At 59.8% G+C, this 11,589-nt stretch carries 10 protein-coding genes; 3 read left to right on the plus strand and 7 right to left on the minus strand.

The genetic code is table 11. From position 1 onward, the window contains the following. Window positions 1-10: 10 nt before the first annotated feature. Window positions 11-1,345: a DUF6543 domain-containing protein gene (locus CKW21_RS00520; RefSeq protein WP_095192081.1), complete on the minus strand. Its 1,335-nt coding sequence runs from the start codon at window positions 1,343-1,345 to the stop codon at window positions 11-13. After that, entirely contained in the window at window positions 1,306-3,687 is a 2,382-nt protein-coding gene (locus CKW21_RS00525; protein WP_141232868.1) for a dermonecrotic toxin domain-containing protein, read from the minus strand. The genes CKW21_RS00520 and CKW21_RS00525 overlap by 40 nt, the downstream gene beginning before the upstream one ends. Before the next feature lie 185 nt (window positions 3,688-3,872). Between CKW21_RS00525 and CKW21_RS00530 the strand changes: the two genes are divergently transcribed. Beyond that, the gene (locus tag CKW21_RS00530; protein ID WP_095192083.1) at window positions 3,873-5,000 is read left to right on the plus strand and encodes a sensor histidine kinase KdpD; all 1,128 of its coding nucleotides are present in this window, start codon (window positions 3,873-3,875) and stop codon (window positions 4,998-5,000) included. A 171-nt stretch (window positions 5,001-5,171) separates the two neighbouring features. Here CKW21_RS00530 and CKW21_RS00535 read toward each other — a convergent pair whose 3' ends face one another. Both CKW21_RS00535 and CKW21_RS00540 read right to left on the minus strand, forming a co-directional pair. Beyond that, entirely contained in the window at window positions 5,172-5,477 is a 306-nt protein-coding gene (locus CKW21_RS00535) for a chaperone modulator CbpM (RefSeq protein WP_095192084.1), read from the minus strand. Between the two features lie 23 nt (window positions 5,478-5,500). Beyond that, the gene (locus tag CKW21_RS00540; protein ID WP_095192085.1) at window positions 5,501-6,448 is read right to left on the minus strand and encodes a DnaJ C-terminal domain-containing protein; all 948 of its coding nucleotides are present in this window, start codon (window positions 6,446-6,448) and stop codon (window positions 5,501-5,503) included. Window positions 6,449-6,744: 296 nt separating this feature from the next. Between CKW21_RS00540 and CKW21_RS00545 the strand changes: the two genes are divergently transcribed. After that, on the plus strand, window positions 6,745-8,010 hold the full coding sequence (locus CKW21_RS00545; RefSeq protein WP_095192086.1) for an Hsp70 family protein: 1,266 nt from the start codon (window positions 6,745-6,747) through the stop codon (window positions 8,008-8,010). A 100-nt stretch (window positions 8,011-8,110) separates the two neighbouring features. On the opposite strand, the gene CKW21_RS00550 is transcribed toward CKW21_RS00545, so the two are convergent. The 3 genes from CKW21_RS00550 to CKW21_RS00560 all read right to left on the minus strand — a co-directional run bounded on the left by CKW21_RS00550 (window position 8,111) and on the right by CKW21_RS00560 (window position 10,528). Beyond that, window positions 8,111-9,124 carry an AI-2E family transporter gene (locus CKW21_RS00550; RefSeq protein ID WP_095192087.1) on the minus strand — a complete coding sequence of 338 codons (1,014 nt, stop codon included), beginning with the start codon at window positions 9,122-9,124 and terminating at the stop codon, window positions 8,111-8,113. Between the two features lie 236 nt (window positions 9,125-9,360). Beyond that, window positions 9,361-9,669, minus strand: a complete 309-nt coding sequence (locus CKW21_RS00555) for a PsiF family protein (protein ID WP_095192088.1) — start codon at window positions 9,667-9,669, stop codon at window positions 9,361-9,363. A 64-nt stretch (window positions 9,670-9,733) separates the two neighbouring features. Next, window positions 9,734-10,528: a helix-turn-helix transcriptional regulator gene (locus CKW21_RS00560; protein WP_095192089.1), complete on the minus strand. Its 795-nt coding sequence runs from the start codon at window positions 10,526-10,528 to the stop codon at window positions 9,734-9,736. A 96-nt stretch (window positions 10,529-10,624) separates the two neighbouring features. Between CKW21_RS00560 and CKW21_RS00565 the strand changes: the two genes are divergently transcribed. Further along, window positions 10,625-11,500 carry a DMT family transporter gene (locus CKW21_RS00565; RefSeq protein WP_095192090.1) on the plus strand — a complete coding sequence of 292 codons (876 nt, stop codon included), beginning with the start codon at window positions 10,625-10,627 and terminating at the stop codon, window positions 11,498-11,500. Window positions 11,501-11,589 lie beyond the last annotated feature (89 nt).

Consider the following 11,589-nt stretch of genomic DNA (forward strand, 5'->3'; position numbering starts at 1 on the left):
CCCACAGGGGTTAGCCCAGCAGTTTTTCCGAAATGCGTTGCGGTGGTTTGAACCAGGGTTTGCGAGCGGATCGGGCGTGCAGGCTCTGCATCGAATCGACGGGATGACCGTTGGCATAGTCGATAATCGCGCGCCGCAACTCAGCACTTTGTCCCACCCCGGGCATGCCCAGCGACCGCCGCGCCTCATCGGGCAGTGCGTGCATAATGGAAGAGTAAAAATTATCGCCATGGCCGGGCACGCTGTTGAGGGTTTCTCCCCGGTCGTTAAAGGCCTGGTAGTACGAGCCTTTCTTGACCAGATACTTGCGGGTTTCAGCGGTCTCGCTGCCAATGCCATCGATCAAGGCACCTTCGGGGTGGCCGTCGCGAATCTCCAGCCGCACCTGATCAGACCAGCCTGGCAATTTCGCCAACGTATGCAGTGCCAGACGCTTGCTGTCCACCGAGGCCATGTTTTCCATGTGCAACCCTGCCAGGGCTTGGGTCAAGCGTCCTTGTTGCGCATACCAGCGGGCTTGCTCTTGCAGGTGCAGTGGGAAACGTTTGGTAGTCTGAAGACGGTTGATTTCCTCGGCCGAAGCCTGGCGCAAAACAGTCTGCGCCGCCGGCTCGCCCAGCCCCGGGCAAACCTGCTGCAGTTTCGCGACCCAAGGGTCTATGGGTTCGTTGCCCTTGTAGAGACTTTCGAAGATGGCCGGTTGGCGGGTTCGGGCGAAATCGGCGATCTGCTTTCGCAGCTCCCCAGGTCTGGCGTCCTTGACCCGCGCCGCTTCACCGCCCAGCAGGCGGGTGATCTCCGTTTCGTCGAGCGCCGCCAATATGCGCGAGGGCAATTCGCCGTTCAGGACTTCGGCTCGGGTCAGCTGTACAGGGGCCTTGTTTTTGGAACCCGGCAACAGGCGTTCTGAGCCATATTTGACCGGAGTGCCGAACGGTTCTGGCCCCTCGAATACTTCCAGGATCCGGCCCATTGGCCATCGCGGCAGCTCGGTTACCAATGGCAAGGAATACAGATAGCGGTCATCGATGGCGTGCCCGGTCTCGATCTGTTCGATGACCCGGAGAACGTCCAGGTCGGTTTTGAACAGGCGCAGAGCGTCCGTGAGTTCGGGTGGCGGCAAGGCGTTATCCAGGTGCATCTTGCGCAAGGCATTGTCGCTGACGCCACTGACGTCGGCGATCTGCCGTAATTGATCGTCGGAGAACGCTTCAACCACAGGTCCCATGCGCCGCATCAGTGTCAGGCGATCCCATGCCCGCGGGCGCTCCAGTGTATGGCGCCAGGCACCGGCAGCGTTGTGAGTCAGGACGGGCTGGTAGGCTTCCGGGTCGGTCGGATGCATGATCCGCCATTGTTTCGACGAAGCCTCATACGTTGTTTCATAAAGCTGGCCGCCGAGCCGGACATGGTCTGTTCCAGCGCCTCCGGAATCCGGTTCGCCAGTATTTGCTGCCCGAGTTCGCCAGCCTGGGCATACAGCTTGAAGCGGTTGAGCGTGTCGACCAGCATGGCGGGCGGGGCTTCGTGCTCGACATGCATCCTGCGCAGGGCATCTTCATGCACGCCGCTGACGGCCAGCACCTGCTCAAGGGTCTCATCGGATACCGTTTCCGTCATTGTCCCCAAGCGTCTTAACAAGCGGCGCTTGCCCCACCCCAGCGGCTGTTCTACTTCAGTTTTCCAGCTCCCGGCACCGTTATGTTCGACGACGGGTTGATACGCGCCTGGCCGGTCGGGGTGCTTGAGGCGATGCAGCCCTGTCTTCGGGTCTGTCGTCACCACGTAATGCCTGTCTTCGAGGCGCAATACGTCCTTGCCCTCATGTCGGTGAAGCCCACGTTCGTCGGGCTGCGACGTGGGCTCCAGGACCAGCGGATGCTCGTAAGGCGACAGATCGGGGTTCCAGAGTCGTTCTTTGCCATCGACCTCCACGGGCTTGAGGTTTTCCACGAAGGGCGACACAGCCACAGCGGTTTTGGGCAGCACATGCCCCGCGCCCATCAGGGCCAATTGTGCAAAGTTGATCAGCACACCGTTGATGTAGGACGCAGCCTCTTCCTTATCGCCCTTGCTCCAGTCCTCGATGCCTTCGGCCAGTTCCGCCAGCATCTGCGCAACCATGATGCCCAGCACCGCCTCGCCCACTCCGGGAACCAGCATCGCGGCGAAGCTGAACAGGTTCCAGCCGATGTCCAGGTAGCTGGCCAGGCGCTTCCAGCGGGCAGTCGAATTCTCATCGCCGGTGGGCACGGCAATGCAGCGTGCATCGCGGATCATCTTGTCTCGCCGCTCCTTGAACAGCTCGGCCCAGAGATTTGCGTCCCTGACATTGGTGATGGGTTCTGCGTTGGGGTTCTCGATCGCGGTTTCGCGCCACCATGGTCCCATGTCGAGTGGATTGCGCTGTTGCCAGGTCATGGTCTTGAGCCGCTCGTTGACCCGCGCAAAAAAATGGCCCTTGTCTTTCTGCTCCACGAAACGGCTGAAAAAGGCCTGGTAATCCGGGTCGCGCAGCTGGCTGATCAAGGTTTTCATGAACTCGGCCAGCGAGGCATATTCTCTTAGCGGATGGTCAGGATCATCCGGCACGTAGGCGATCAGCGGACCGCTCAACCGGCTTTGTTGATAGATGTCTTCCTTGCGCAGCATTTCGTCCGCGACACCACTGGGACCGTTGGCAAAGAAGGCCTGGATCAGCTTGTACTGGTCAAATTCGCGCCCTGGCAGGACCGGGATATGCTGCGACCAGCGTGTCCAGAATGTCAGGCTGCCGGGGGTCAGGGCATCGACGGCCTTCTTCACCGCCGAAGCTTCGCCTACAGCGCTGAACAACACGATGGATGTCAGGCGAAAGCCCATCAGCGACAACCGATGGCTGCGTAGTGGCGCGCCATGGAAGCGGATATTTTTCCTTTCTTCGACAACCTCGCTCAAACGGTCATAGGCGTGGGCAGAGATGTCGCCTTTCAGACGCGCGATCAACACCGATAACGTGAAGACGGCTTTTTCACGGGCCTGCGCGCGCTGGCGCAATTGCCATTTTGCAACGGTGTCCGTTGGGTCCAGCTTCGCCTTGATGTGTGTCTGGTATTGTCCACCGATGTCCAGCCTGCGACAGAGACTGGCGAACTTTTCCGGGGCTATTGCGTTAACGCGTTTAAGGTCTCCCTGTAACGTGTTGCGATAAACGCCGGAACCACTTCTGAAGGCGCCTTCTTGAGTTTCGGCTTCCTCGAAGTTATGCAAAGCGGCGGCGAGCAGCGAACTTTTCCGCAGGCGACTGACACCGGTGTCGATGCCAAAAACCATGTTATCCGGGACATAAAGATGCAGGGACAGGGTTTCGGGGTCTTCGTAGGCATTGAAGTTCGCTTGCAAGGTACTCGCCAGAAGCGGCTTGGCGAAGGCCTCGATATCGTGTTGCAGGCCGGCCAGCAGTTCATCGAGCTCGCCCTGCAAGCGCCAGCGTTCGTCAATTAACGTTTTCAAACGCTGTCGATCCGCGGCCGACGTCTTCAAGTACCAATCCGGCATTTCTGCAGACTGATTCAACATCGATTCAAGTAGCGCCGGTGGCGCATTTTTTATTGCATCGGGAATAACCCTCGTTACGCGTTGCTCGTGAACACTCTTTTCAGATTTAGAGGGGGCATTCGTCGAGTTGCTTCCTTGCAAGTCAGACATGATTCAGACCTTCAAATGAATAGTTAAGCCAATAGCCTATTCATGCGAAGCCAAGGAATGGATATACATCTGTACCACCCCTGAAACGGCTCATCGTGCATCCGCCCTGCGGCAGGTTTACACCCGGCCCAAAGGGGCTACTATTTCGACACACCTCGCCTCCACATGTCCCCGGGACTGCGCCCATGCGACTATCCGATTTCATCACGCAACACGCGGACCGCATCGTCGATGAGTGGGAGCAATTCGCCAAAACCATCACGCCCGCAGCCGAATTCCTGGATCGAGTGGCCTTGCGCGACCACGCCAAGGCTATTTTGCTGGCGGCCGCGCGCGACATGGCGAAGCCCCAGAGCGCCAGTGAGCAAATGGCCAAGGCCAGGGGGGAAGGCCCGGAGAAAACCCCGAGCCTCGATAAAGCCGGTGCCAGCCATGGCGAGTTGCGGCATACCGTGGGGTTCGATCTGGTACAGATGACCAGCGAATTCCGTCACCTGCGTGCCTGTGTGATTCGACTGTGGGTCGACAGCCTGGAATCACCGGACATGGCGTACTTCCAGGACATGATCCGGTTCAACGAAGCCATTGACGAAGCCCTCGCCGAATCCACCGCCGCCTATGCCGAACAGGTCAATCGTTCGCGGGATATCTTTCTGGCGATTCTTGGCCATGACCTGCGCGCGCCGTTGCAAGCGGTGAGCATGTCCACCGAATTGCTGATGCGCAAAACGTCGTTGGAAGGCGATGCGCTGACCTGCGCCAACAGCATCAAGCGCGGCACGCGGCACATGGCGGCGATGGTCAATGATTTGCTGGAACTGGTGCGCAGCCGCCTGGGCAAAAGCCTGCCGATAGACCCGGCGCCCACGGACCTGGCTGCCGTGGCGCAAGCGGCGATAGCCCAAGCCTGCGCAGGAAACCCGGAGTGCGATCCGACGTTAAAAGTAGCGGGGAATATGCAAGGCGTCTGGGATGCCGCGCGGCTGAGCCAGTTGCTGCAAAATCTTATCGGCAATGCATTGCAGCATGGCTCGACCAAAGGCGCTGTAACGGTGACGCTCAACGGTGAACCCGACGCCGTTCACCTCGCGGTACACAACTACGGCGAACCGATTGCCGAGAAGGACATCGGCACGATCTTCGATCCATTGGTGCGTAGCGCCGACGAAGAATTGGGCCACCCGTCCACCAGCCTCGGTCTGGGGTTGTTCATCGTCAAGGAAGTGGTGGATGCGCATGGCGGGACGGTTGAGGTCAGCTCAAGTGAAACAGACGGAACGCTGTTCACCGTAATGTTGCCGAGAAAGGTTTAGACCGTTGCAGTGAGGGAGCCTTTGTGGCGAGGGAGCTTGCTCCCGTTCGAGCGCGAAGCGGTCGCTGATCCAACATACATGTTTTTTTGACGAAGCCCGGTTACTGGGGGCTGCTTCGCAACCCAACGGGAGCAAGCTCCCTCGCCACAGGTTTTGTGTCAGTACCGAGAATTAATCCACCACCAACCGCCCCAACCGCTGCTTGAGCATCCGGTTCTCCGCCCGCAACTGCTGGACCTCTTCCAGCAGGTCCAGCGCCAGGGCGACGCCCTCCCAATCCAGTTCCAGGTCATGGCGCAGTTTGGCGGCACGTTTGGCCAGGGTCAGTTCGTAATCGGTGAAGCGCCAGTCCTTGGGCACGGCGCCCTGAGGTTCGAGGATGCCGTGCTCGACGATTTCGATCACGTAGACGTCCGACAGGTCGGTCGCCTCACAGAATTCCGCCAGGTCCAATTGAACGATCCGGGGGTTGCTCATGACGGGCTACTCCATGTCTGGGATCAGAAATTTTCTCTGGGGTCGAACGCGGCTTTTTTCGCCAGTTCCTGCCACAAGGCCTTGATGTCGTCGTCGGATTTCTTCGGCATGACGGCCTTCAGTTGCACGAACAGGTAGCCCCGCTCGCCCGACTTGTTCAACAAGCCGTGGCCCTTGGCGCGCATGCGCTGGCCGTTCTGGCTGCCGGCCGGGACCTTGAGGTTGATCTTGCCGGTCAGGGTCGGCACCGCGACTTCAGTGCCCAACGCCAGCTCCCACGGTGCCAGCGGCAGCGTGATGATCAGGTTCTCGCCTTCGACGTCGAATTTCGGGTGCGGCGCAAAACGAATCGTCAGGTACAGATCGCCGTTGGCACCACCACCCACGCCCGGTGCGCCCTGGTCCTTGAGGCGGATGCGCTCGCCGTCGGTCACGCCGGCGGGGATCTTCACGTTCAGGCTTTTAGGGGTGTTGCTGACGTGCTGGCCGGCCGCGTTGTATTGCGGTACCTGAAAGGTGACCTTCTTCGATTCGTTCGACAGGGTTTCTTCGAGGAAAACCCCCAGTTCCATTTCCACGTCTTGCCCTCGACGCCCGGTGCTGCGACGCGACTGTCCACCACCACCGAAACCGGGGCCACGATTACCGAAGATCGAACTGAAGAAGTCCGAGAAGTCGCCAGTGTCCTGGCCACCGCCGCCGAAACCGCCACGGCTCTGCCAGCCCGGTGGTCCCTGGAATGGCTGGCCATGCTGGCCGTAGCGGCGCAGGTCGTCGTATTCGGCGCGTTTGTCGGCGCTTTTCAGCGCTTCATAGGCTTCGGACGCGTCCTTGAACCTGGATTCGGCGTCCTTTTCCTTGCTGACGTCGGGGTGGTATTTGCGCGCCAGCTTGCGATAGGCGGCCTTGATCGCCTTGTCGTCCGCCGTCGGCTCCACACCGAGAATCTTGTAATAGTCTTTGAAGTCCATCGCGGGAATCACCATCCGTTATCGAAATCGCGCCACCTGCCACAGCATGCGCTTGATTGCAGCGCAGGGGTTGACCGATCTCAAGGTTGTGACCGGGCGGCGCATCAGAAGTTTATCGGCAGCGAGCGGGGCGACTTGTGCTCGCCTCGGGGCTGTCCGGTTGATGCAGGGTAGTTTGGGGGTGATGCCACTTCTTTCAAGCGTTGAACGGCAAGATTTAGCAGATAACCGGCCTTCGATTCTGTGCCGCACTGGCATACACTGCGCGGCCGTTTTTTAACCGGAACTCGAAAGACATGAAAAACGCATCTCCAGCCCGTGCCGTGGGTATCGACTTTGGCACATCCAACTCCACCGTCGGCTGGCTGCGCCCCGGCATGGAAACGCTGATCGCGCTGGAGGACGACAAGATCACCCTGCCCTCGGTGGTCTTCTTCAACCTGGAAGAACGCCGCCCGGTGTACGGCCGGCTGGCGCTGCACGAGTACCTGGAAGGCTACGAAGGCCGCCTGATGCGCTCGCTCAAGAGCCTGCTGGGTTCCAAGTTGATCAAGCACGACACCAGCGTCCTGGACACGGCGATGCCGTTCAAGGACCTGCTCGGGCTGTTTATCGGCCAACTCAAGAGCCGCGCCGAAGCCGCCGCCGGTCGGGAATTCGAAGAAGTGGTGCTGGGCCGCCCGGTGTTCTTTGTCGATGATGATCCAATGGCGGACAAGGAAGCCGAAGACACCCTGGTGGATGTGGCGCGCAAGATCGGCTTCAAGGAAGTCTCGTTCCAGTTCGAACCGATAGCGGCTGCTTTCGACTACGAGTCGACCATCGAGAAAGAAGAGCTGGTGCTGATCGTCGACATCGGCGGCGGTACGTCCGACTTCTCCCTGGTGCGCCTGTCGCCCGAGCGTCGGGGTGTGGATAACCGTCACGAAGACATCCTGGCCACTGGCGGTGTGCACATCGGCGGGACCGATTTCGACAAGCAACTGAGCCTGCAAGGCCTGATGCCGCTGTTCGGCTATGGCAGCCGGATGAAGAGTGGCGCCTACATGCCCACCAGCCACCACATGAACCTGGCGACCTGGCACACCATCAACTCGGTGTATTCGCAGAAGTCGCAACTGGCGTTGGGGAGCATGCGCTACGACATCGAAGACACCGGAGGCATCGACCGCCTGTTCAAGCTGATCGAACAGCGCGCCGGGCACTGGCTGGCCATGCTGACGGAAGAAACCAAGATCGAGTTGACCTATTGCGACAGCCGTCATGTGCCACTGGATCGCATCGAAGCCGGTTTGAGCGTGGAGCTGACCCGTGCGCTGTTCGAATCGGCCATCGACAATCTGCTGGAACGCGTGCGCAACAGCGTGAGCCAGTTGCTGGCCGATGCCAACGTGCAGGTCGGTCAGGTGGACACGGTTTTCTTCACGGGTGGTTCGAGCGGGATTCCGGCGCTGCGTAACAGCATCTCGGCCATGCTGCCGAATGCGCGGCATGTGGAAGGGAACATCTTTGGCAGCATTGGTAGTGGTTTGGCCATTGAAGCGGCGAAGCGCTACGGCTGAGGAGCAGCTGCGAGCTTCAAGCTGCAAGCTTCAAGTAAGGGCAAAGAGCAGACCGTGTCCGCTCCTGCTTTTACTTGCCGCTTGTAGCTTGTAGCTGCCTCTAGATCATCCCCACCTGCTTCAACTCGCTCTTCAGGTACGCATAGTAAATCGGCCCCGCCACCACTCCCGGCAGGCCGAACGCGGCTTCGAACACCAGCATCGCCAACAGCAACTCCCACGACTTGGCACTGATCTGCCCGCCGACGATGCGCGCGTTGAGAAAGTACTCCAACTTGTGGATCACGATCAGGTAACCCAGCGCCGCCACAGCCACCCAGATCGACAGCGACAGGCCGACGATGGTGATCAGGGTGTTCGACATCAAGTTGCCGATCACCGGCAACAGGCCGAGCAGGAAGGTCAGGACGATCAGGGTCTTGGTCAACGGCAGCTTGATGCCGAGCATCGGCAGCACAACGGCCAGGAAGATCCCGGTGAAGAAGGTGTTGAGCAGGGAAATCTTGATCTGCGCGAACACGATGTTGCGAAAGGCCTGGACCAGCAGGTGCAGACGATCGAACAACGCGGCGGCTAAAGGCTTGCGCTTGGTCAGGTCCGGCACGCGCTGCAAGGCAATGATCGCGCCGAGTACCATGCCGATCAACAGCGTCACAAACATGTGTGCCGCGTCCTTGCCTACCAGCTGCAAGTCACTGAGGTGTTTACTGATCCACTCGCCAATCGCCACACGAAACTCGGCGGCACTGGCCGGCAGGTAGGCGTCGATGAAGGGTGGCAGTTGCCCGCGAGCGCGGTCGACCACGCCCATGAACTTGTCGAGAGAAGCGCCGGGGTTTTCCGCCTCGTGCAGCAGAAAGCTGAAGGCACCGGCAAAGATCAGCGCCAGGACACTGACAATCAAAGTCCCTAACAATGCCACCGCGAGCCAGCGCGCGCGCCGACCTTCGATCAGCCGTTGCAACTGCGGGGTGAGCATGTTCACCAGCTCGAACACCAGCAACCCGGCCAACAGACTGGGCAACAACCGCAGTGGAATCACCAGCAGCAACCCGCCGAAAATGATGACCCAGCTGATGACCAGCAACACTTGACGCTGAGAAAACGTTGGCATACAGCCTCAAAACGAACGGCGTAAAAGGATTGGCAGTCTGCCAGCGATCCGGTGTCAGCACTAGAGATTGTGTGGGACGACCCTGGTCGGGGTTCCGATCAAGATTTGCAGCGCCCTTACCGGCCCCTTCGCGAGCAGGCTCGCTCCCACATTTGTCCTATGAACACACATCCACTGTGGGAGCGAGCCTGCTCGCGAAGAGGCCCTCTCAACCACCACAGAACCCCGATCAATGCCTATTTTTTCTTCAGGCACTCACTCATGAACGCCTTGCGCGCATCGCCCTTGAGGGCCTTGGTCGCCGCGTCGGCATTGCAGGTTTTCATTTTCTCTTGCTGCGGAGTCAGGGCTTTACCGGCATCGTTTGCTGCCGGTGCCGCCTTGAGGCAATTGCTCATGAAGGCCTTGCGCTCGTCGCCCTTGAGGCTTTTTGCGGTAGCGTCGGCGTTGCAGGTGGTCATCTTGTTCTGTTGTTCAGTGGCGGCAAAGCCCTGGGCGCAGAGCAGCAAACCGATCATCAACAAAGGGGCACGCAACATCTTCATGGAGTTTTCTCCTTGTTGCCGCACCGAGGGGAACGGCCTCGCAGTGCAGTGTAGTCAACAGCCGTTACACCTTCCTGCTCTCCAAATGGCTGCGTCGATACTGCTCCGGCGTGCATCCGGCCTGGCGCTGGAACATCGCAATGAACGCCGAGCCTGTGCTGTAGCCCATGTCGAAGGCGATTTCCTGAATGCTGCGATGGCTGTCCAGCGCTTCGAGGGCGGCGAGAAACCGCAGGCGCTGGCGCCACTCGCCGAAGCTCATGCCCAACTCTCGGACAAACTGCCGTGCCAGGGTGCGCTCGCTCACATGAATGTGCGCCGCCCAATCCGCCAATGGCCGGTTATCGCCAGGCTCTTTCTGCAGGGCTTCGAGAATGCCAAGCAAACCGGTACTGCTGGCGTAGGGGAGGTAGCACTCATGCACGGGGGCCTGTTGCAGCTGATCCACCAACACCTGGGCCAGGCGCTGGTCCGCGTCGCGCTCGGGAATTTTCACATCACGGGCGGCGAAATCCTTGAGGATGGCCTTGAGTATGTCGCTGATGGCCAGGGTGCAGGCTTGCGATGGCAGATCACGGCAAAGGACCGGCGCGAGGCAGACCGCGCGATAGTTGATCGGCTGGTTGCTGTAGAAGCTGTGCTCGGTCTCGGGTGGCACCCACACGGCGTATTGCGGCGGTGACATGAAGCGGCTGCCACCGATCTCCATGTGGAGCACACCATAGGCCGAATATTCCAGGGTGCCCCACGGATGCCGGTGCGCTGAAGCGAAGCGGTGCGCATCAAAATCGGCGTAGCGGAAGTAAACCGGGGCCGGCAGTTCGCTGAAATCCAGCAGGTCGATGTGTTGACTGGTCATGCTGTCCGGAATCAAGGGTGGGTTGTCTGGATCGAAGTATAGGCTTGTATCCGGACAGAGGATAATTGGCCCTCATTAACGTTCTGGTTTTCCCCGATGCAATACGCTTATCCCCTGCTGGCCATTTTTATCTGGGCCGGCAACACCGTGATCACGAAAATGTCTGCCGGGGCGATCTTCCCCGCGGAGATCGGTTTTTACCGCTGGCTGCTCGCCGGACTGCTGTTCACACCCTTCATGCTCAAACCGGTGATCGCCCACTGGCCGGCAATCCGACCGCACCTGGGCAAGATTTTCATTCTCGGCGTGCTGGGCATGGCGGTCTATCAGAGCCTGGCGTACTTCGCCGCGGCCCTGACCACGGCCACCAACATGGGCATCATTCTGTCCCTGATGCCGCTGATGTCGCTGGCCATGGCGATCATCAGCCTCGGCCAGCGCCTGACCGCCGGCGCACTGGCGGGTGCAGTCCTGTCGTTCGCCGGAGTCTTGGTGGTGGTCTCCTCCGGCAGCCTCGACGTGCTGTTGGAGCACGGGGTAAACCTGGGTGACGCGATGATGCTGGTCGCCACGCTGGCCTATGCGGTGTACAGCACACTGCTGAAGAAATGGCAGCTGAAATTACCGCCGCTGGTTTTATTGTATTTGCAGGTACTGGTGGCGGTGGTGGTGCTGTTTCCGTTATTCCTCGCTTCACCGAAGACCGGCCTGACCCTGCAGAACATGCCGCTGGTGCTGTACGCCTGCTTGCTGGCTTCGATGCTGGCGCCGCTGGCGTGGATGCAGGCCGTGGTGCGTCTGGGGCCGAGCCGGACCACGCTGTTTTTCAATTTGCTGCCGGTGATGACTGCCTTGATTGCGGCGCTGGTGTTGCATGAGCAATTGGCGATGTATCACCTGGTGGGCGGAATGTTGACCTTGGGTGGGGTGATTCTTTCCGAGCGCTGGACCACGGTATTAGGGCGGGCATAACCGTTGTGGCGAGGGAGCTTGCTCCCGTTCGGCGGCGCAGCCGCCGCAAAATCAAACGCTGCGATGTGTCAGAGGAAGTCGAGTGACAG

The sequence above is a fragment of the Pseudomonas sp. Irchel 3A7 genome (assembly GCF_900187565.1).
Lineage (GTDB): Bacteria > Pseudomonadota > Gammaproteobacteria > Pseudomonadales > Pseudomonadaceae > Aquipseudomonas.